This is a genomic window from Dysgonomonas termitidis (assembly GCF_054657735.1).
In genome coordinates, this window is sequence record NZ_BAAHYD010000002.1 from 3,122,095 (window position 1) to 3,144,456 (window position 22,362).

Below are 22,362 nucleotides of genomic sequence, written 5' to 3' on the forward strand. Positions count from 1 at the left end.
GAAAGATTTCAGCTTTAATCAGAAATAGTACCATTGATATAATCATAAAAACGAATATAACCAATGAAGAAGAAAAAACAATTGCTTTTTTATGCAATCGTCTGCCTGATAACTATCTGCGCATATGCGTGCAAACAAACACAGGAAAAACGAGCTGAAATCATTCCGGGCATAGTATGGAACGATACTGATGGTAATCCGATAAATGCCCACGGAGGAGGTATAATGTTTCATGATGGTACATACTATTGGTATGGAGAATATAAAGGGGATTCGACCTACCGCCTCGACTGGGTGACTACGTGGGAATGCTGGCGTGCCGATGCCGGAGGTGTTGCCTGCTATTCTTCAAAAGACCTTGTAAACTGGAAATTTGAAGGCGTTGTACTGCCAAGTACACCGGAAGATTCGACTTCAGATCTCCATCCCTCTCAGGTAATAGAGCGTCCTAAAGTCATTTACAATGATAAAACAAAGAAGTTTGTTATGTGGATGCACATAGAGAGTCCCGATTATGAGAAAGCTCATGCCGGAGTGGCTACCGGCGATTCTCCCACAGGTATCTTTACCTATCTCGGTTCCTTCAAACCGAATGGCGAAGACAGCCGCGATCAGACCATTTTTAAAGATGATGATGGTAAAGCTTATCATATTTATTCATCGGAATGGAATAAAACACTATACATAGGGCTGTTAAATGATGAATACACACAACATACAGGAAAATTTACCCGTAATTTTATAGACCGGTCACGCGAGGCTCCGGCCGTATTTAAACATGAAGGTAAATATTACCTGGTAAGTTCGGGCTGTACTGGTTGGGATCCGAATGTAGCCGAATGTGCTGTTGCTGACTCTATGATGGGTGAATGGAAAGTGATAGGAAACCCATGTATCGGTAAAGATGCTGATAGTACTTATTTTGCACAGAGTACCTTTGTCCTTCCGGTTACAGAAAAAAAGGGTGCTTATATAGCCATGTTTGACCGATGGAATAAAACAAACCTGATAGACTCACGTTATGTCTGGCTACCTCTTACGTTCAAAGATGGAAAGCCGGTGATAGAATGGAAAGAAAGTTGGTCTTTAGATTAAAAAACACTTGCAAAATGAAGATATTAAAAACAGCAGCTTGCTTACTTTTTCTTTTGGCCTATGTTCAGATTCCGCTCTGTGCCGACAATCTGCCCGAATTTAAAAATTCCTTAACCTGTGGGCTTAAACAACCATTTACAATCTATAATAATTGGTCGGCCTATGACGAATTATCGGACAATATACCTCAAACAGAAGAACTATGCATGAAGATGCTGGATAATGTTATCCGGTTGAAGCAACAGGGAGTTCAGATAGATTGTTATATGATGGATGCATTTTGGTTTGATGTAGATGGAGGTTACAGGACATGGAACAGAAAAAACTGGCCTGATGGACCGGATAGCTGGTTGAAAAAATGTAAAGAAAATAACATCATTCCGGGACTTTGGTTTTCGACAAACCTTATTCAAAGCGGAGGTTCGCCTATGTTGAATTTTATTTCCGAATGGGAAGGCTCACAAACATCGGACGGAGCTATTCTAAGTCTTTTTGAAGGAGGATACCTCAACCATTTGATAGAAACATTGCAGATATACGCAGACAAAGGATTCGGTGTTTTTAAATTTGATTTCGCCTATTTCGATGCTGCATCCAGTTTTGCAAAAAGTTCGATGCTCTCCGCCGATATAGAGGAGGCTAACAAACGGGCTTTTATACAGGCAATAAAAAAGTTCAGAGTGAAAAATCCGGATATAATATTCATCGGTTATAATGGTTTTGGCGGTGATATGGAAAATACTGTAACATCTTTCCGTAAAACAGTTGACCCGCGATGGCTCGAAATATTCGATACCTTATATTCGGGCGACCCCCGCTTCTCAGATGTGCCAATGATGAATGTATGGCGTTCGCAGGATATGTATAGCGACCATATGGTGCAGCAGTTCGCTTTCAATGGTTTACCATTGCCGCGTATAGACAATTGTTCGTTTATGATAGGTGAAACGGGTACATGCTATAAAAGAGGTATCGCCGCATGGAAAAGCTCACTCATACTAAATCTGGCGCGTGGTGGATGGCTCAACGTTTATCATGGTAATATCGACCTGCTGAACGATGAAGATGCGCAATGGTTTGCCAAAGTGCAACAAACCTATCTGAAGCTCCAGCAATTCGGACAGACAACTATCATCGGAGGTATTCCGGGTAAATCCGAAGTATATGGATATAAAGCAATCTCTGCAGATGGGTGCTTATTTACTATTGTCAATCCGTCGCAATCGTCACAAGAAATAGAGTTGCCTTCAAAATCATATAATCAAGGACGCATCTTATTTACTGACAATGGATTCACACCGACATTGGATGGAAATAAATTGGTGTTAGGCGCCGAACAGATGGCAGTTGTAGGCTTTGGTAAATTTAATACAGCCGGATACGATTGGGGAAAAGAAAACGATGTGATAGTACCCCAAGCCATAACGTCTATGAAAACGGATATTCAAATAAATGATAACCATACAGCACAAATCCGGCTAGAGAACATTTCAGAAAACATACGCATTGTCTTTAGCCAACTGGATGGAAACAGCAAACCATTCCGTTCGTGGGGCGGAGCACCCCCTGATGGAATTAAGATGAATGAATTTCTGAAAATAACCGCTAAGCAGGGAAAGAAGAATATTCAGGTAAGAATCAATTATGATAAGATGATTTGGAGCGGTCTTTCGTGGGGAGTAGGAGAAATCGACTTAAAAGATATAAATACAAAATCCCCATTGACTATTACATGCTGGTCGAAGGACGGAGATAGTAAAAACTTCAAGATAGAAGTTTATAATGTGACATATTAAAGAATATAAGATATGAAAGGTACAAAGTTATTTATATTGTTTTTTCTCGTTTCGGTATTTCTTAATGCTCAGGATTTAAAGCTGGCTGCAATATTTACCGACAATATGGTGCTGCAGCAACAGACACAAGCTCCTGTATGGGGGTGGGCAAAAGAAAAATCCAAAATCAACATTACAACGTCATGGGATGGGAAAGAATATGAAGCCGTTGCTGATAAAAACGGTAAATGGAAAATTCCGGTAACAACCCCCATCGCAGGTGGCCCGTATACAATAACAGTCAGCAGCTCGCAGAAAGTAGAACTGAAGAACGTATATATCGGTGAGGTATGGCTTGCCAGCGGACAATCGAATATGAGTATGCGGCTGAAAGGATATAAACACCAGCCTGTTGCAGGCTCTACGGAAGCGATACTTAACTCGAAAGGGAAGAACATACATTTTATAAATATTCCCGAATTAGCAGCCTACAGACCACTAGATGATGTTAAAGATGTACGGTGGGAAACGGCATCCTTGTCTACAACAGGAGAATGTAGTGCAGTATGCTGGTTCTTTGCCGATCTGATAAATCAGCAACTGGACATACCTGTCGGTATTATCAACGCCAGTTATGGAGGCTCCAACGTGGAAGCATGGATGACAGATGTGGCTTGCAGCGAATTTAAAGATATAGAAGTTCCTCCCAAAAGTGATGAGACATCGCCGTGGATAGGAAATGTAGCCACCTTACTATACAATGGGATGATACACCCGATAGAAGGATATAGAATCAAAGGCATGCTTTGGTATCAGGGAGAATCCAGTATTTTCAATGTCCCCCGCTATGCACCTTCTGTTGCTGCAATGGTAAAGGATTGGCGCAAAATATGGGAACAAGGCGATTTCCCTTTCTATTTTGCCCAGATTGCACCCTACGACTATAAAGAGTGGAATTTCTTTACACCGCAATGGCCCGAAATATCGGCATATCAGCGCGAAGCACAGATAAAGACTCTGTCACTTATACCCAACAGCGCTATGGCGGTAACATTAGATGTCGGTGAAGAATTCCAGATCCACCCTCCACGCAAAAAGGAAGTAGGGCAACGACTGGCTTTTCTGGCTCTGGCGAAAACATATGGAGCAACGGGGTTTGAATACCAAAGTCCTCTGTATGAACGTATGGAAGTACAAGACGATAAGGCAATCATTTATTTCACTCAACAGTTTATGGGATTGACCAGTTATGGAAAAGAGCTGGCCCTCTTCGAAATAGCAGGGGAAAATAAGGTGTTTGTAAAAGCTAAAGCTTATCTCGATGAAGAAAAAAGTGCAATAGTCGTATCCAGTCATCTGGTGAAAGAGCCAAAGGCTGTACGTTATGCCTTTAAGGATTATGTTGCTGCTGAATTGTTCGGAACCGGAGGTCTTCCTGTCTCATCATTCAGAACCGACGATTGGGAATAGAACTAATTAAAAAATAAGAATATACAGTGTTATGAAAAACATTTTTAAAGTTATCACTTTAGTTGTAATCGTATTTTCGACGGCATGCAGCCAGCCGAAAACAACGACCAATTATTATTTCGATGCTGACAGTGGCAATGACTCGAATACGGGAACTACTCCCTCTCAGGCATTCAAAAGCCTGAGTAAGTTAAAGGAACTGGAAGTTAAAGGAGGTGACAGTATCCTGCTCAGGTCTGGCAGTATTTTTACTGAAAAATTTTACTTCTCCGGTAAAGGAGAACCGGGCAAACCGATAGTAATAGGTAAATACGGAGGAGAAGCAATGCCTCATTTGAAAGGCGATGCCTCGAATCTCGAAATGATGCATATTTATAACTCCGAACATATTGTAGTTCGCGATATAGAGATTTCGAATAAAGGAGAAAAAATCCGACCGCGTCTAAGTGGCTTGTTTGTTGAGATCTACAATTATGGCAAGGCGCAGGATATCACTATCGACAATCTTTTTATCCATGATGTATATGGTTCATTGATCAAAGGAGAAGGACACGAGCACGAAGATGCAGGAGGAGGGCAAGCCATGATGCTGAGAAATTTCAGGGATGACAATACCGATTCCATTCCTTCTTACTTCGATGGACTATTGGTTCAGAACTGTCTGATTAAAGATTCGCAGCGAAATGGTATTATTATGTGGGGCAACTGGATAAGAAAACAATGGCTGCCTAGCCTGAATGTTGTAATCCGCAACAATGTACTGGACGGTGTGCCTGGAGACGGTATTGTACCTACCGCCTGCGATGGGGCATTGGTCGAATATAATGTGATGAAGAATTGTCCTGCCACACTACCTGCTACAGAAGCTTGCGATGGTATCTGGCCTTTCTCCAGCGACAATACTATTGTACAATATAATATAGTGAGCGGTCATAAATCGCAGACAGACGGTTATGGTTTCGATTCGGACTATAACAGCAAGAATTCTTTATTTCAGTACAATCTCAGTGATAACAGTGATGGCGGATTCCTATTGTTATGCAATTCGGGCGGATGGCCCGAAGACTGGAGCGCCGGAAATCAGGGAACAGTAGTAAAATATAACGTAAGTATAAATGACGGAATCAGGAAACATATTGTGAAAGAGAAGAAGACCGATTTTTATTCACCTGTTATCCATATCACAGGGCCAGCGCAAAACAGCACGATAGAAAAAAACATATTCTATATCTGTAAAAAAGAATTGCCGGGAATGGATAAACGCCTTGTACATTCCGATGATTGGGGAGGGTATGCCGATAGTACCTATTTCAGAAACAATTATATTTTTGTAGAAGAGCCTACAATCGCTTTCGATGCAACCAAGTCTACAAATAATTTTATAGAAAAAAACCTCTATATAGGGCCTTTACAATATACAGGAGAAGGATTTGAGAAATATGACGGTAAATTCGACAAAGCTATGTGGTATGACGCTAGCGATGAAAACTGGAACAAACTAATAGAATTTGTAAAAGATAAAAAAGTATTGCTGAACGGGAAAGAAGTTCCGGTACTGGATGTAATCGGATATAACTGATATGGTAATGGAAGGAAGATATAATCTGCTGTGGATGCTAATTATAATATGGGGTTTAAGTTCCTGTAACAGAGAACCGGCAGGTATTGTTACTTTAAACATATATCCCGACAGCATCATCAATGATGTATCCAATCATCCTATTGGTATAAATCTGAATTACTTTATGGATGGCGGACGTTTTCCCAATGCTAAACAATCAGTCACAAAGGTATTGCAGGACATGAACGTAAAATACCTGCGTTATCCGGGAGGAGAAAAGTCCGATTTGTATATGTTTGCTTCTTCTCCTTATGAGAAATCGCAGCCAACAGTATGCCGTAGAATCGGGCTTGAAGACTATCCCGGAATGTTTTCGAAAGAAGGCAAACTGTTATTCGACCCGCTCGATTTTGATGAATTTATGCAAATCTGCGATTCTCTCGGTGCTGAACCTATAATTGTAGTTGCAGCCGACCGCTACCTGATGCCAAAAGAAAAAGGAAAACGTCCGGCAAAAAGGGATAAGCTTATAAAGCATGCAGCCGAATGGGTTCGTTACGCCAACATAAAAAAGAAATATGGTGTCCGTTACTGGATGATAGGCAACGAGAGTTGGAATAAGAATAATACAAATTCTACAGCCGATATATATGCACAGGATGTAATTGATTTTTCGAAAGCAATGAAAGCTGTTGACTCGTCTATTCTAGTGATTCCCAATGGTGATAATGAAGAATTTTTCAGAACAGTGATAACTAAAGCAGGTGACTATATAGACCGTTTATGCGTCAGCAACTATGGAGTATTCTTCTTCGACAACGGATACCAGTCGTACGGTGATTCTGCCAAATGCCTGATTTGGCCGGCGCAAACAGCCTTGAATGCAATGAACAGATATGCGACAAAAGAGCAGTTGAGCCGCTGGAAAATGATTGTTGCCGAATATGGCACCATAGACTGGTCTAACCTTTGGAAAGGAAGTAATGATATGGGACATGCAATCGTTTCTTTCGATATGACAGGGCAATTGCTGATGGAACCACAGATAGAGTTTTCATGCTTCTGGAATACCCGATGGATAGAAAATGAAACCAACCTCAGAGACCATGATGCGCTGGATAAGGACGGAAACCTGACACCTACCGGCACTGCATTGAAAATATGGGGTAATTTTCTGGGTAAACAAATGGTTAAGAGTGAATCGTGTGACTCCATTCTCACATATTCCAGTATCGACAAAGAGCGTAACTTATTATATGTTTACGTAATAAATAAAAGAGGAAGCTTATCCAGATTAAAGTTGGAAATACCGAATCATAAAATCGAATCTCTGTCTCAGGCATGGGAATATTTCGGAAAAACACCAGAAGACCTCAATCCTGTATGGCAGAGAAAGGACGATACAGATAAACTTATCGGACTGAAAGGATATTCGATTACAGTGCTCGAATATAAGCTTGATTTTAATTAACATAGTGAGTAACAGATATTAAGAAAAGGATGCTTAACTTGCGCAAGACATTGAAAAACAAAGACATCCTTTTTTATTCTTCCTTCATGAAACGAATCATACTCATACTACTTATCCTAATCCTGATTATACCATTACAGGCACAGGAATATACCCATTACACTACTATCGACGGGCTGTCGGGTACTGATGTGACTGCAATATGTGAAAATGAGAACTTTCTCTGGATTGCTACGAACGATGGATTGAACCGTTTCGATGGGCGGGAGTTTAAAGTATACAGGAATGACAACACCTCGCCAAACAGCATATCGGAAAATAATATAGAGACACTGATGTTTGATTCGAAGGGGCTTCTTTGGATTGGATTTAAGACAGGAGGCGCAGACATTTTTAATCCCCGGAAAAACAAGTTTATACATATCAGTGAGATTATAAAAGATTATCCCCAACGGGTAATATCTATTTATGAAGATTCGGAAAAGAATATCTGGCTCGGAACATGGGAAGACGGTTTGTATCAGCTGACCCCGACCGGCGAAGGTGATTTGTCATATCATGTATCGAAGCATTATCCTAAAAATATAGTATCAAGTATTGTAGAAAAGCCGAAAGGTAAGTTATGGATCGGAACCTATTATGGTTACTTCCTGTACGACATAGAGAATAAAAAAGATATATCGCTGAAAGAGAACTATTATGCTGTTACTCAATTTCTGGATACAGGCGAAAAAAACAGCCTCTGGTTTTCAGTTTGGGCAAATGGATTGTACAAGTTGGAGTGGAACGAAGATACCTTTCTTACCAAAGAAACGTCTATGACAAAAAATATGGGAGATATTTACCGTATTTTTCCGGCTACCGACAATAAGCTTTATTTGGGGACTTGGGGTGATGGTATAAAGGAGACCGGTACAGGATCTGATGTTTATCCCAAATCTCTGCAAATCGATGCTCCTGTTATACTATCGTTTTACAGAGACCGCCATAGTAGATTCTGGGCAGGGACATATGGTACAGGATTGTTCCGTCTGAATGATAAAAGCAAAGGGATAACTGATCTTTCACCGATTAATAAGAATGGGCTTTCAGCCGCATATTCATTGCATTATTTTGGTTCTGACCAATTATTAGTGGGAACTCAGGGTGATGGGCTTTATTTGTATGACATAAAGAATCATAATTTACAGCCCCGGTTGATAAAAAATACGGGCAGTTTATTTCACAAATATATCCTGTCTCTTTATAAAGATGATGAAGTACTGATTGTAGGAAACGATGATACAGGTCTACAATATGCTCCCCTAAAAGCGGATGGCAAAACAGATTTTTCATTACGTACCTATCATATAGATAAAAATTTTGGAAAAGTAACAGCAATCTTCAAAAGTAGTAATTCCATTTTCTGGATGGGAACTAAACAATATGGTTTAGTATCTATGAAATATGATTCGGCAAAAGAAAATTTTATTGATTATATTCATTACGACTCGTTCGGCATGGATGAAATTACAGGTTTTTCGGAAACTGTAGACGGGCAGATATGGGTGTCTTCACATAGTGGTATATACTTACTCGATCCTATGACAAATAAGGTACAGCAGTATGATGAAAATGTGTCTGAAATGATATACAGTCTGGCTGATGACCAGAAGGATAAGTGCCTATGGTTGGGAACATCCGGAGGGCTAAGAAGGCTGAATTATGCAGGTAATGGTAAAATAGAAAATCCTTTCTCTTCGGAAATGTTGCCCGATGGAGCCATTCGCGATGTTATATTAGATACTTACAATAATTTATGGTTTTCGGTGTCGAATCGTATATTTTGTTATACTAATAGTGCTCATGAGCTGAAAGAAATAAACTCAGGCATACCTAACAAACAGTTATTGTTTTCTACAACACGTTGCAAAACTAATGGTAAGCAGTATGTTATATTCGGAGGAACGAATAGCTTATTGCTAATAGACCCACAAGTAGTATTGAACCAGCCGGAACATACCAAAATTTTACTGACCGAGTTACAAATAGATCATCAGACCGTTGATGTGGGACAAAAGATATATGGTAAAATTGTATTGGATGAGGATACAGAATATACAGATTCGATAACCTTATCGTATCTCTGTAAATGGATTAGTCTGTCTTTTACAGAAGTGGGATGGGATAATTATCACAATAGCTATCAGTATCAGATAAAGGGGTTTAGCGACGATTGGCAATATCTGGATATAACAAAGCCGATAACATTTTCACAATTGCCTCCCGGAGATTATACTTTACAAATTCGGTTGAATAATACTTCGCTGACTAAAAAATATGATCCATTGTGGAGTCTGCATATCACAATTACTCCTCCGTGGTGGCAAACGGGCACTTTTTATTCGGTTTTACTGCTAGTGATATCCTTAGTGTTACTGGGTATATTCTTTATAATAAAGAATTACTACAAAAAGCGTCAACTGCAAAGGCTGAAAGAAATAGAAAAGAAAAAGAAGGAAGAACTTCTTCAAGAAAAAGAAAGTTTTTTTGCTGGATTATCACACGATCTGCTGACACCGTTCTCGCTGATTATAGCTCCCGTAAGTGATCTGATCAGAGATGAGACAATGAACGAAGATCAGCACGAAAAACTGGAAATCATATCTAAAAACGCTACATTTTTAGCCGATATATTCAGTACAATTTTAGATTTCAAAAGAGCCGAACAGATAGATACAGAGATAAAAGAAAAGAATATAGAGCTAGTATCGTTTGTTTATATTATAGTCAATGCCTTTGATTATCTGGCGAAATCGAATAAAATAAAATTATCCTATCATTCCTGCATATCGGATTTATACATATCAATAGACAATATAAAGCTGGAACGGATTCTCTATAATTTGATTAGTAATGCTCTGAAATTCACTAAGGAAGGTGGTGAAGTAGATGTGCTGTTAAGCTATGATGAAGTTGCAGGAATCTTTTATCTGAAAGTAAAGGATACAGGAATAGGTGTCAGCCGGCAAAATAAGGAAAAAGTGTTTGAGAAATTTTACAGAGAAGAAAAAAATGGCGATTCTCAGGGGCTTGGACTCGGCTTGTATACCACCCGTAAATTTTTACATATGATGGGAGGTGAAGTAAATATTGAGTCTATACCGGAAAAAGGAACTGTTTTCACAATCAATCTCCCGGCTAAAATGATCGATAGACCGAAACCGGCATTAGATATAAAAGACAATATTGATACTGACGGTTTATTTACAATTTTACTGGTAGAGGATAATACGCAATTGCGCGATTACCTGAAAAAAAAACTATCTGTTCACTTCGAGGTGGCTGTTGCTTCTAATGGCATAGAGGCATTGGATTTCATTAAGAATAATCTGCCAGAAATCGTGGTTTCGGATGTTATGATGCCTGAGATGGATGGTTTCACTCTTTGTTCAACAATAAAGAATACACCAATGTATTCAGAAGTGTTTGTAATATTACTATCTGCAAGATCCTCGTCTGAAGATGAAATGCAGGGCTATAAAGCCGGAGCGGATTTCTATATCAAAAAGCCTTTCGATCCCGAAATCCTGATCAAGCAAATGGTGAATGTGTATGCTACCCGACAACAACGCAGAAAACAAATAATCACAGACCTATTATCTCCTCAGAACGATAGCGCTAAATCGCATTCTAAAGATGATTTTCTGGGTAAAGCTGTAAAAATAATAGAGGAGCATTTAATGGATGAGAACTTTAAAATAGATGAATTTGCAGCTGAAATGAATTTGAGTAAAACTGTATTGCACCGCAAATTTAAACTGATAGTGGGAGAGACGCCAAATATTTTCATCAGAAACATTCGTTTGCATAAGGCGGCTAATATGTTGAAAGAAACAGATCTTTCGATATCAGAGATTGGTTATCTGGCAGGTTTTAGTCAGGCTCACTATTTTATTAAGTGTTTCAAGGAACTGTATCAGGATACTCCTAAAAATTTCAGAGTAAAAAATAAAGTTGGTGATACGAATACAAATGAAGATAATTGAAAAACTTTATCTATGTTATTTAAGTGTACCAGTTAGTAGCGTGCTAGTTTACAAGAGAGTAGAATCACAAAAGCCGACAACTAATTAAATAGTGTAAAAAGTGTCAGGTTTGTCAAGTTTTGAGATTGGCACATTCGTTTTCTGTTACTATTGTTACTTTTTAACTAAAATAAATAATCAAAAATAAAAATCAAGAAAGTAAATGGATACCCAAAAAGCACTTCGATTACTCTTTATTTTATGTATATTTTTATGTGTAAAGTTACACATATATTCCCAGCAACTCAACTATGACAAAGAAGTAGAAATCCTTCTATCGAAGATGACACTCAACGAGAAAATAGGGCAGATGAATCAATTGAACTTTTACGAAATGAATGATGAACTGCTTGAAAAAGTGAAGAAGGGTGAAACTGGTTCTCTACTAAATACGACAGATCCGAGAACAGTAAATCTGTTGCAAAAAGCAGCAATGGAAAGCCGTTTAGGTATACCATTACTTATTGCTCGTGATGTTATACATGGCTATAAGACGATATTCCCGATACCATTAGGACAAGCAGCTTCATTCGATCCACAAATAGCAGAAACAGGAGCTCGTGTTGCTGCTGTGGAAGCTTCCGAGAATGGTATCAGATGGACATTTGCTCCGATGATAGATATTGCGCGGGATGCAAGATGGGGTAGAATAGCTGAAAGTCCGGGAGAAGATCCTTATCTGACAGGCATAATGGGTGAAGCAATGGTGAAGGGTTTTCAAGGTACAGACTTGTCGGACCCGACATCAATGGCGGCCTGTGCCAAGCATTTTGTGGGTTATGGAGCTTCTGAAGGCGGGCGCGACTATAACAGTACCAGCATTACACCTAACGCTCTCAAAAATACATATTTACCTCCATTCCAAAAGTCGATCGATGCTGGAGTGGCTACGGTAATGACTTCTTTCAACGATAATGATGGTATCCCTTCATCCGGTAATAAAAACCTGCTGAAAAATATTTTGCGCGGCGAAATGGGATTTAATGGTCTCATTGTTTCAGATTGGAATTCGGTGGGTGAAATGATTACACACGGATTTGCTGCTGACGGGAAAGATGCTGCAATGATTTCTGCAAATGTGGGTCTTGATATGGAGATGAATACAGAACTATATATAAAACATCTAAAACAGTTGGTAGAGGAAGGTAAGGTATTAGAAACAAATATAGACAACTCGGTGCGTTATATATTGAAACTTAAATATCGTTTAGGCCTATTTTCTAACCCTTATATAGAAGTAAACAAGCCGACAACAACTTATTCGGATAAACATTTACAGGCGGCAAAAGATGCTGCTATCAAATCGGCTGTGCTGCTAAAGAATGAAAATGTTTTACCACTGAATGAAACTCAGAGAATTGCAATTCTCGGCCCGATGGCTGATGCTCCGTACGACCAGTTAGGAACTTGGATATTTGATGGAAATGCTTCGCATACAGTTACTCCAATAGGAGCACTAAAAAGTAATAAAGACTATAAGAATTTGAAGGTTATTTATGAACCTATTCTGCGATCTACTACAGATACAGATACCTCCAATTTCTCTAAAATACAGGAGATAGTAAAAAAAACAGACGTTGCTGTTATCTTTTTAGGAGAAGAATCCCGATTGTCGGGAGAAGCCCATTCTTTATCGAATATCAATCTGATAGGTGTTCAATCTGAACTTCTCAAAGAGGTGAAGAAAGCAGGCAAACCTGTTGTACTTGTAATTATGGCAGGACGTCCTCTGACTATCGAACGCGATTTACCGTATGCTGATGCCATACTATATAATTTTCATCCGGGAACAATGGGAGGCCCTGCGGTACTTGATTTATTATTTGGGAAGGCTAACCCAAGCGGAAAACTGCCAGTGACATTTGTGAGAGAAGTTGGTCAGATACCTTTATATTATAATCATAACAATACCGGACGTCCTGCACCGGATAATGCGAAAACGTTGTATACTGATGAAACAAATGCAAAACAAACGTCGGTGGGTGATGTATCCTTCTATCTCGATTCGGGCAAAGAGCCTTTATATCCATTTGGCTATGGTTTATCATATAGTAAGTTCGAATATTCGGACTTGACTCTCTCTTCAAATGTAATGGGCATGAACGATACTCTCACTATGAGTGTCACGCTAGAGAACACCAGTAGTATTGAAGGTACAGAAGTTGTTCAGTTGTATATCAGAGACCTTGTTGGTTCGATAATTCGTCCGGTAAAAGAGTTGAAAGGATTTCAGCGAGTGAATCTTAAGGCAGGGGAAAGTAAGGCTGTAAGATTTACTTTATCAGCTGAAGATCTAGCTTTCTATGATGTAGATATGACAAAAAAAGCAGAACCCGGTTATTTCAATGTTTGGGTGGGTGGTAGTAGTAAGGCCGAATTAGGTGATACTTTTTTGTTAGAATAGTTTTTAGTGTACTGGTCTACTATATAATAGGTACAAGTAAACAAGACACGGGATACAAACAAATTTAAGGGTAAAACGGAAAATATAGAAAACCGATACACTCAATAAATTATGATTACTTCACATAATATAATGTCTTCATTATAAAACGGGCTATATACACAACTTTCAATAAATTAAAAAGAGCCGTAAAGTTAATCGGGTAAGAAGAGTCTCCTACCCGTTAACTATACTATTTGATTAATAGCGATTTCTATTATATCCACCGTTTCCGCCCCGGTTGTTATATCCGCCGCTGCTTCTTTCGGTTTTTGGGCGTGCTATGCTTACGCCAATAGTCTTTCCTTCAAAATCGGTGTCGTGCAATCCCGATATGGCATTTTGCCCTTCGGTATCATTTGGCATTTCTACAAAACCGAATCCGCGCGATCGTCCGCTTTCCCTGTCTGTGATAATCTTTGCAGATTCAACTTCACCATACGCTGCAAATAATTCCTGTAAACTCTCGCTTGTTGTGCTAAAGTTTAGATTTGATACATAAATGTTCATTCTTTTTCTTAAATTAATTATTATTGATTACTGGCCGTCCTTATTGGCAAGAGTAATCCTTACGGCATTCATGCCTTTTTGACCACGTTCCAATTCGAATGTCACCATATTTCCTTCTGTAATGGAAGCCGGAGCACTACTTATATGGAAAAAATATTTATCCGTACTTCCTGTATGCTTTATAAAACCATATCCCTTATCGGGGTTAAAGTATTCTACACGCCCATTCAATATAGGATCTTCCAGATCTTCTTTTTTCGGTGTAGAAACAGCTATATTTTCGATCTTGATTTTTCGTTTATTAGTGAGATCGGGAGGAGTACTGGTTATAACTCCGTTTTCATCTACATAAGCAATCATATCCTCAAAAGAATCGGCTGGATTATTTTTTCTTTCTTCCCGTTTTTGCTGTTTCTCTTTTCTTTTTTGTTGTTTGTTTTTTTCTATTTCTCTCTTGTTAAATGAGTTTGATTTAGCCATACTTATTCTTAAAATATCTTTGTTTTTTATAATGAATACTTATTATTTTTATCACAGCAATTCTCTAGAAACTATATCTTCGATTTATGCAATTCTATATATTTCTCCACACGGGCATCTATCTCTTCCTGTGATAAATGAGCCGGAAGTTCAATCGTAGTCCTGTCACTAATTACGACATGGATAACATCTCCGGCACGCTCCTTTGCATTTTTCAACACTGACTCGGCTTGTTGTGTTGCCGAAGTTCTTTCAGAACGGGTTATTTCACCTTCTTTCTTATTTGCTGAAGAATTCTGTTTTGCTACCATATATTGTAGTTTTAGTGAATGTTTATTATTGACTCGATACTGTTAGACGCTTTCCTGTAAGTTTCTGAATATCCTTGAGCAAGCCTTGTTCATCCTGAGCACAGAACATCAAGGCCATTCCTGTATTCACGGATATATCTTCTTATTGTTTCTTCTACCAGACTATAGTTCATGAGACAGCCCCATTGTAAATAATGTTCTTTTTTCCACCAGGGTAAATTCTTCTTTCAGCCTGCATACAACTTCTTTTACACTGCTTATTTTCTGTGCCAGATGTGCATTTACTCCGGCAAAAGCATACCCTTTTCTCATATCACCTTTCGCAGCATTAAATAATGCTTTCATAATACAGTAGGGGCTCTTCGTATAGTCACAGGTCTTTATACAATGTACAGGGCAGGTTTTAGGTATTTCCAACCCTTCGGAAACACGTTTGAGAAATTCTCCTTTGATGGCACGCCCAGGCATCCCTACGGGGCTGTTGATTATCATTAAGTCGTCTTCTTTAGCAGTAAGATAGACCTGCTTGAAGGCTTCTGAAGCATCGCATTCGTCTGTAGTAACAAATATTGTTCCCATCTGTACAGCTGATGCCCCCATTTCGATAAAACGGTATATATCCCCTCCTGAAGATATTCCACCTGCGGCAATAACTGATATTGTTTTTATTTCTTTATATAATGCGACTGTTTCTATAACCTCGGGAATTATCTGTTCCAGAGAATACAGGTTATCATCAATTTGTTCTTTTTTGAATCCTAAATGCCCTCCTGCTTTCGGGCCTTCTACAACGATCGCATCAGGTAGGTAACCGTAATTATTATACCATTTCTCACAAATTATTTTTGAGGCCCGGGCGGAAGAAACGATCGGAACTAACTTGGTTTTACTATCCACAGTTCTATAAGATGGTAGGTCCAACGGTAGTCCTGCTCCGGCAAATATGACATCCGCTTTTTCTTCGATGGCTGTACGCGCCATATCTGCAAAATTGGATAAAGCCACCATTATATTGACTCCTATTATGCCGGTTGTTTTTTCTCTGGCTAAACGCAACTCTTCTTTTAGCCCCCAAATACTGCTCTTGATAAAATTTCCGTGGCCTTTATGGATAAGTCCCAAACCAGCACACGATATAACTCCTATCCCTCCTTCATTGGCTACCGCTGATGCTAAACCGGACAAAGATACGCCGACACCCATTCCACCTTGGATAACAGGAAGTTTAACTTCCATATTCCCTATAAAAAATGATTTCATCTTATTTACAAAAATGTGTTACGACAAAAGCATTACACATTCTCGTAACTGATTAATAGCATAAACAAGAAAGTTGATTTTGTTGTCGATTTTGACGATGGGAAGATCCGCTAACCAGCGCGGAGCAAAACATTGAGAAGATAGATACAATAAAAACTAGATTGCTCAAGGTCTAAAGATACGAAAAAAAATCCCATTTATTTATTGTTTTACAATATTTTATTGAATAACGGCCTCTGTGAATAGAAAGGGACTGAAATTTCAGTCCGCCTCTTTGTCTGTTTTTAAAAAAATATCGGTGCATACCATGCATCCTGATAATTATCTCCAATCAGATTGAATACTCCACTCAATTTACTATCATGAGCAAATTGTTTAGCTTCGCGAATACTATCAAATTCACCTAATAGCTTAAAACCTATATATAATCGATACATATTTGTTTATTTTAATTTAATGAAATTTATGCTGCTAATCTTTCTTCAATAAGAGGAATATTCTGATTGACAAGATTGATTATCCGATTTTCCATTTGGATAATTTGGTTTTCTGCTACTGCTTTAACTTCTGTTTCGATTGTTGTTCCTGTGAATAATGAATATAATATTGTTTAAAAGATTAGAAATAAGAAAATTGAAATAAGGATGATAAAGGCAAGGATAGAAAGTATCATCTTGATGAATAGCTTTACTATTTTAAATACAAGGCAGATAATCAGATAGCTACCGATAAGCCCAGTAATAACAGAAGTGGTTATACTCACTTGTGTCACTATCCATGCACACAGAGCCACTATTGCTACCCCTAAACCCAATTTGATGATGATTACAGAGGGGAGGGAGAATAGATATCTTTTGTTTTAGAAAAACTTCGTATATATACAGCGACACAAGGTTAGCATAGTCCCATAGCTGCGTTCAAACACTCAATAATTCTTGTTTCTTCATTATGTCCATCAGTTGATAATCTAAGCAATGGGAGCCCGATAATTTCCAGAATATGATTTTTCTTATAGTCCCTTTCCTGTTGCAACTCATTGTCATGGAACGATACGCCATCTACCTCGATAGCTAAAACAGGGGTCTTATCTATTTTATTGTACAGTAGAAAATCTATTCTTGAGCTATTCCTTATAAACTGGATTTCATCTTCAGAGAATGGCTCGAAATTCCGGACAAGGTCTCTGAGCCGATATTCTCTAACCATATCAACCGATGAAAATTGAATATTGTTTAATAGAATTTTTTCACTCAATAGCTTGTGAATAATAATCTCTGCGGCAGAGCCTTTCACATTCTTGTTTGATGAGAGGAATGAAAGAAATGTTTTGTTATACTCTTTATACAGAAGGTCGAATACGGAACAGATGCTACCTTTAACAACCGTTTCATTCGGATCTGTATTATAGCAAATATAGCGTATCATATCACCAATATTTGTACCGTGAGGAAGTTCCATTGATACAGGTTTTATCACAATAAATTCTTTTACTGCTCTTGACACGGCTACATTTATTAAGTTGGGGTTGTCTATAAATTCCCCTATTTTGTTTCTAACCGTATTAAATATAATCACATCTTTCTCACGCCCTTGGTACTTATGTATAGTATCGGCTTCCGCACCATCCGGAAGTTGTTTTTGCAGCATATCGGCATGCTTTCTATAGGGAGCAATAACTCCGACTTTCGTATAGTCTTCAGAATAGTTCTGACGGATGTAGAGGTCTGTTTCATCTATCTGTCTTTGACTATAATTATCTCTTTCGCCGGATATATTTGTTTCTATGATTCTGAACGGATGGTTACTACCATCAGTCATAACAACCAAATTGTTATTGTAGTATTTCTTATTGCAGAATCCAATAATAGTAGGATGGCATCTGTAATGTTCTTTTAGTAAAACCGATTTTATCTTATTCCCATACAAGCTTTTCAGCGAGTTCAAAATATTATGTTTGACATAATCATATGCAGGAGAAATATTGTACTCTGTTTGTAATAGCTCTGCAACCTCTTTGCTCTGTTTATCTACAATATGAGTAAGCTGCATACTATCTCCGACAATAACCACATTCCGACAACACGAGAAACATACGGCAGACTTTATAATATCTACCTGTGAAGATTCATCTATAATCAGATAGTCAAAAAGATATCCTTTAGGAATACTTGTATGAAGCGAGAGTGTAGAGCTTAGTATTACCGGATAACACTTTATAAAATCATCAAACTGTTTACGGTAATCATCAACATTAAACGTTGATTTTTCTAAATGGCTATATTTTTCAAATAACACACCATTAAATACCTCTTTAGATGTTTCAATAAAACATTTAAGGTTCGCTTCTTCATTATTAGAGGCTAACCAGTTTTCAAGGTCCAAGATTTCGTGTTCTATTTTTGCTATGTATAACTCATAGAATTTGTGGTTTACATAAACAGGTAATTCCTCACTGTAATGGCTAATGCTGTTAAGATCAAGTAAGCCATATTGTAAAACAAAACGCAACTTATTTATGAAAGACAACTTGTTTTTAAGATCAATGAATGATAATAAATGTTTCAACTTTAGAGTTTTACCAAAATTCAAGTTGCGGTAAAACTTCTTGTCGAGTACAGATTTTATGTTTGGATTGAGCGGCTGTTCTGCTTTTATGTGGCTAAATTCTATCTCGCCATCTGATAATTCCGTTTTTAAGGTAGCTAGTTTATTCCGGTACTGAAAACACGTTGTTAATATGGAATTCAATTCCAAAATCTCATTCTTTGCTTTTTTCAGGCGTTCTTTCGAAATCTTAAAATTCGGATTGACTGTTTGCTCTTCAATATTGTCGAAGAATGAAGCTTTATTTTCATTATTGCCAAGTGATGCGACAACCATTCCATAGCCAAATTTTTCTAACTTCTCCCGTACATTGAATACTGCAGAGTTGTTGTTAGAAACAATTGCCACCGTTTTATTCTGTACAATAAGATTGGCTATTATATTTAGGATTGTTTGTGTTTTACCTGTTCCGGGAGGTCCCTCTACGATGCTTATGCTATTCCTGAGTGTAGTCTCAACTGCCAGCTTCTGGCTCTCGTTGCATCCGAAAGGATAGATTAGAATTTCGTCAGACGAGCTAACAGGAGGATTGGTTCCGTCAATGTAGTTAGATAGTACCGACCTTGATTCTAGTAAATCTATACATTCAAGAGCCTTGAGCAATATTTCGGAACTTATTTGATTTGGATTTTTGTTATCTGTCTCTTCTGCTGGAATATCAAATGACACTTCTCCTGCCCTTTTCAGTATATACTTAAAGTAATTGATAACAGATTCCGCCTGCTCGATGTTCTTTCTTATATCACAGATTTCAACATCAGCATTTTTTTCAACTGGATAAGAACAACTTTCCTCATTCCGAAAAACCAAATAACGACCATAATTATCAACAATATTATATATGTTATTTAATTTACCATTCTCATATATACGAACATCCTCTCGTGTTGCTATCAGCGGATAGTATTTAACCTTATCAGTTCCGTAATTATAGCTTTTCCCATTATTAAATGTGATACGATATCCATTGTCAGTACGAACAACAGTTGAAACATCTCTTTTGTATTCAAACTTCAGAGATGTTTTATTTTTTAAGTATACTATGAACGGGTGCTTCATAAATCTCTCTTATTCTAAATTAGGTAATAGAGCATGTCTTGTTCTATTTACATTCGTTAATTTAAGTATAAAAATAAGTAATTTGCTTTTTATCTTGATTAAAATTAAATAAAAACCGAAATTCGATAGCTTTTATTGTTGTACAATTAATTATGAACTATTATCAGCCCCTTTGTAATTGCCGAGTAAGTCCTAATAAATAGAGCTTCGCATTAGGTCTACAAATATCTCTGTATATTATCAAAATAGATATTACAAACAGATTTCAGCTCCGGCATACAGAGAAAGTCCTGATTTGATAATGAAGCAAGACACTTTTCGATATAATTTAACAGAGAATCTACAACCAGGCCATGAAATTGCGGCTGTGAAATATTTTGACTTAGAGATGTATAAGCTAGAACCGGCTCAGGTTCCCGGTGTATTAAAGGTTTTTAAACTATTGAAAGAAGACGGCATAATTTTATAAAGGTAATACTTGAAAAACTTATGCAGCATAAATCTTTGTAAATTGGAATGAGAAGATTGGTACAAGAAAAAGGGGCTATTGCTCCTCTTCTTCAGTTGGATGCCTGTTTTATGTCTTTTCCTGGCTATATGAATAAAAAGAAAAATCCTACAATATCAATTGGTATTTCTTATCTTAAATGCTATTTTCTCTTGCCTTTATTTAAAATTGTTTTACACTATGAACTGTTATACACAAACATAAGGGCTTCGGTTTATATTTGTAAAATAAATAGAAAGAATTCTAAAAAGAAATTGTAGTACCCACAAAAGCCCAGCTAACTAATAAAAGAAGCATGAGTAAATTATTCTCAGAAAATATACATGGGCGCAAGACATTGATGCTAATGATAAAAGCTATTAATGAGCAACATCCCGGTATTGTGCTGTTAGCCGGCGACATGTCCGATGGAAACCCTGAAATAGTCATCAAAAATAAGTTGGGAATGGAGTTCAGCCGTTTGAAATCCAAATATGTATATATTTCGTCAATGGCAATCACTAACGTATCCAGGGTGGAGAAGACGGTGCCTGTCATCACGACGGTACGGACTTTTTCAACTGTAAAATTATGAACAATCAGAAATAAAACAAAACTACTCTCACGAGTTTGTCTGATTTTTACCGTTTCTTTTTTATTGAAATTTTTTCGGATGAATATACATACATCACTTTCCTTGTAATATGTTTTGTGATATAGTGTTTGAAACGGCAATTCTCCCGTAGCACGATACCCGCTGCAAAGTCCTTCTGCTAACATTAAGCAACATATATAAATCCTGATTGTCGAGAAGAAATTCCCCGTCTAACATATTCCTGTGCTTACTCATTTTATCGAGAGTTTTATCCTGTTTGTCGAAACGCTCCATGATTCGTTTCATCCATGCTTCAAATTGATTGTTGTCTATATACATGGCTGTTATTTTTTAGATGATATGTTCCCGGAATTATTCGCCTTATTTGCCTGTCTTTGTATAGAATGGGATTTATGACTATTGATGAGGTCATTCATACATTCGTCCTAGTGGTATGTAGAATGAAAACATCCGGTTTCACAGTTATTTTGAGGTGAAATCGGATGTATCAATGATAATTACCGATTAATACTGAATTTTGTATGTAATCGGATAATTGTGTTAGAGGGACATTACCAAACAGATTCCCACTGTCTCATGAATAGAGTTGTTCCATTAATTCTGTCGTTGTCCGAATTTTTAGAATTTCAAACCTACCTTAAACGAAATGGAGTGGTGACTTAACTGTTCTTCAAACTCTTTCAGAAAGTAGCTATCGCTATGCTTTTTCAGCCGCGCTAATTCTTGTAATTCATAGCCGATAGCCAGTTGCAGCTTCATTTTGTTTTTTAGCGGATATTGAATTCCGATAGAAGGATTCATAAAAAATCCGCCGTTGGCATTACCGGACGGGGCGAAAGAATATCCGGCGGCACATTCAGCATAAGGGGTAAACTTACGTTCTCTGCCGATTTGAAATCGCACATCTCCATAAACCGGAACGAGCATCTTCTGGTAAAAAGATAATCCCGTTCCCACTCCGACCGACCATCTTTCAGTCAGATTGTAATATCCCAATACCTGCCATGCAAAAGGAGTAGATGACGGTGTGCTCATCATTGGTAATCCTGTTCCGATAGTCGTTGCAAAAGCTATTTTACTTTCGCCGTTGGTTTGTGCTTTCACACTGATAACTATAATACTCAGAAGTAAAATGAAAATAATTCGTTTCATA

14 protein-coding genes and 1 pseudogene are annotated in these 22,362 nt (G+C 37.9%); 8 read left to right on the forward strand and 7 right to left on the reverse strand.

From position 1 onward, the window contains the following. Nucleotides 1-63 precede the first annotated feature (63 nt). The 7 genes from ACYQ3L_RS16855 (at nt 64) to bglX (ending at nt 13,843) form a co-directional block, all read left to right on the forward strand. Nucleotides 64-1,095, forward strand: a complete 1,032-nt coding sequence (locus tag ACYQ3L_RS16855) for a glycoside hydrolase family 43 protein (protein ID WP_379997948.1) — start codon at nt 64-66, stop codon at nt 1,093-1,095. A 14-nt stretch (nt 1,096-1,109) separates the two neighbouring features. After that, the gene (locus tag ACYQ3L_RS16860) at nt 1,110-2,891 is read left to right on the forward strand and encodes an alpha-amylase family protein (protein ID WP_379997946.1); all 1,782 of its coding nucleotides are present in this window, start codon (nt 1,110-1,112) and stop codon (nt 2,889-2,891) included. A 12-nt stretch (nt 2,892-2,903) separates the two neighbouring features. After that, on the forward strand, nt 2,904-4,340 hold the full coding sequence (locus ACYQ3L_RS16865; RefSeq protein WP_379997944.1) for a sialate O-acetylesterase: 1,437 nt from the start codon (nt 2,904-2,906) through the stop codon (nt 4,338-4,340). A 31-nt stretch (nt 4,341-4,371) separates the two neighbouring features. Then, a complete protein-coding gene (locus ACYQ3L_RS16870) occupies nt 4,372-5,919 on the forward strand; it encodes a right-handed parallel beta-helix repeat-containing protein (RefSeq protein WP_379997942.1) in 1,548 nt (515 codons plus the stop codon). Between the two features lie 34 nt (nt 5,920-5,953). Beyond that, entirely contained in the window at nt 5,954-7,372 is a 1,419-nt protein-coding gene (locus ACYQ3L_RS16875; protein WP_459952443.1) for a hypothetical protein, read from the forward strand. An 86-nt stretch (nt 7,373-7,458) separates the two neighbouring features. Then, complete coding sequence (locus ACYQ3L_RS16880; protein ID WP_379997937.1) at nt 7,459-11,400, forward strand: hybrid sensor histidine kinase/response regulator transcription factor; 3,942 nt, start codon at nt 7,459-7,461, stop codon at nt 11,398-11,400. A gap of 202 nt (nt 11,401-11,602) precedes the next feature. Next, the gene (bglX, locus tag ACYQ3L_RS16885; RefSeq protein ID WP_379997935.1) at nt 11,603-13,843 is read left to right on the forward strand and encodes a beta-glucosidase BglX; all 2,241 of its coding nucleotides are present in this window, start codon (nt 11,603-11,605) and stop codon (nt 13,841-13,843) included. A 240-nt stretch (nt 13,844-14,083) separates the two neighbouring features. Here the strand turns inward: bglX and rbp are convergent, their stop codons facing one another. From rbp to ACYQ3L_RS16910, 5 genes are all read right to left on the reverse strand, one after another. After that, complete coding sequence (gene rbp / locus ACYQ3L_RS16890; protein WP_379997933.1) at nt 14,084-14,392, reverse strand: RNA-binding regulator; 309 nt, start codon at nt 14,390-14,392, stop codon at nt 14,084-14,086. 27 nt (nt 14,393-14,419) lie between these two features. After that, nucleotides 14,420-14,872 (reverse strand): cold-shock protein, encoded by a 453-nt coding sequence (locus ACYQ3L_RS16895; protein WP_379997931.1) that lies wholly within the window; start codon nt 14,870-14,872, stop codon nt 14,420-14,422. A 71-nt stretch (nt 14,873-14,943) separates the two neighbouring features. After that, nucleotides 14,944-15,183, reverse strand: coding sequence for a hypothetical protein (locus tag ACYQ3L_RS16900; protein WP_006801039.1), 240 nt, complete (start codon nt 15,181-15,183; stop codon nt 14,944-14,946). A gap of 162 nt (nt 15,184-15,345) precedes the next feature. Further along, nucleotides 15,346-16,443: an NAD(P)H-dependent flavin oxidoreductase gene (locus tag ACYQ3L_RS16905; RefSeq protein ID WP_379997928.1), complete on the reverse strand. Its 1,098-nt coding sequence runs from the start codon at nt 16,441-16,443 to the stop codon at nt 15,346-15,348. 894 nt (nt 16,444-17,337) lie between these two features. Next, nucleotides 17,338-20,106: an AAA domain-containing protein gene (locus tag ACYQ3L_RS16910; RefSeq protein WP_379997926.1), complete on the reverse strand. Its 2,769-nt coding sequence runs from the start codon at nt 20,104-20,106 to the stop codon at nt 17,338-17,340. Nucleotides 20,107-20,909: 803 nt separating this feature from the next. Between ACYQ3L_RS16910 and ACYQ3L_RS16915 the strand changes: the two genes are divergently transcribed. After that, nucleotides 20,910-21,188, forward strand: coding sequence for a hypothetical protein (locus tag ACYQ3L_RS16915; protein ID WP_379998086.1), 279 nt, complete (start codon nt 20,910-20,912; stop codon nt 21,186-21,188). A 71-nt stretch (nt 21,189-21,259) separates the two neighbouring features. Here ACYQ3L_RS16915 and ACYQ3L_RS16920 read toward each other — a convergent pair. Continuing rightward, a pseudogene (locus ACYQ3L_RS16920) lies at nt 21,260-21,527 on the reverse strand (helix-turn-helix domain-containing protein); the annotation flags it as partial. A gap of 300 nt (nt 21,528-21,827) precedes the next feature. Continuing rightward, nucleotides 21,828-22,361, reverse strand: a complete 534-nt coding sequence (locus tag ACYQ3L_RS16925; protein WP_379997924.1) for a hypothetical protein — start codon at nt 22,359-22,361, stop codon at nt 21,828-21,830. Nucleotide 22,362: the final 1 nt, after the last annotated feature.

Bases quoted from the DNA above. Each gene is read 5' to 3' on its own strand.
- ACYQ3L_RS16860 (WP_379997946.1), top strand. From the start codon at position 1,110: ATGAAGATATTAAAAACAGCAGCTTGCTTACTTTTTCTTTTGGCCTAT.
- ACYQ3L_RS16875 (WP_459952443.1), top strand. From the start codon at position 5,954: ATGCTAATTATAATATGGGGTTTAAGTTCCTGTAACAGAGAACCGGCA.
- ACYQ3L_RS16895 (WP_379997931.1), bottom strand. From the start codon at position 14,872: ATGGCTAAATCAAACTCATTTAACAAGAGAGAAATAGAAAAAAACAAA.
- ACYQ3L_RS16855 (WP_379997948.1), top strand. From the start codon at position 64: ATGAAGAAGAAAAAACAATTGCTTTTTTATGCAATCGTCTGCCTGATA.
- ACYQ3L_RS16865 (WP_379997944.1), top strand. From the start codon at position 2,904: ATGAAAGGTACAAAGTTATTTATATTGTTTTTTCTCGTTTCGGTATTT.
- ACYQ3L_RS16905 (WP_379997928.1), bottom strand. From the start codon at position 16,443: ATGAAATCATTTTTTATAGGGAATATGGAAGTTAAACTTCCTGTTATC.
- rbp (WP_379997933.1), bottom strand. From the start codon at position 14,392: ATGAACATTTATGTATCAAATCTAAACTTTAGCACAACAAGCGAGAGT.
- ACYQ3L_RS16925 (WP_379997924.1), bottom strand. From the start codon at position 22,361: ATGAAACGAATTATTTTCATTTTACTTCTGAGTATTATAGTTATCAGT.
- ACYQ3L_RS16910 (WP_379997926.1), bottom strand. From the start codon at position 20,106: ATGAAGCACCCGTTCATAGTATACTTAAAAAATAAAACATCTCTGAAG.
- ACYQ3L_RS16870 (WP_379997942.1), top strand. From the start codon at position 4,372: ATGAAAAACATTTTTAAAGTTATCACTTTAGTTGTAATCGTATTTTCG.
- ACYQ3L_RS16880 (WP_379997937.1), top strand. From the start codon at position 7,459: ATGAAACGAATCATACTCATACTACTTATCCTAATCCTGATTATACCA.
- bglX (WP_379997935.1), top strand. From the start codon at position 11,603: ATGGATACCCAAAAAGCACTTCGATTACTCTTTATTTTATGTATATTT.
- ACYQ3L_RS16915 (WP_379998086.1), top strand. From the start codon at position 20,910: ATGAGTAAATTATTCTCAGAAAATATACATGGGCGCAAGACATTGATG.
- ACYQ3L_RS16900 (WP_006801039.1), bottom strand. From the start codon at position 15,183: ATGGTAGCAAAACAGAATTCTTCAGCAAATAAGAAAGAAGGTGAAATA.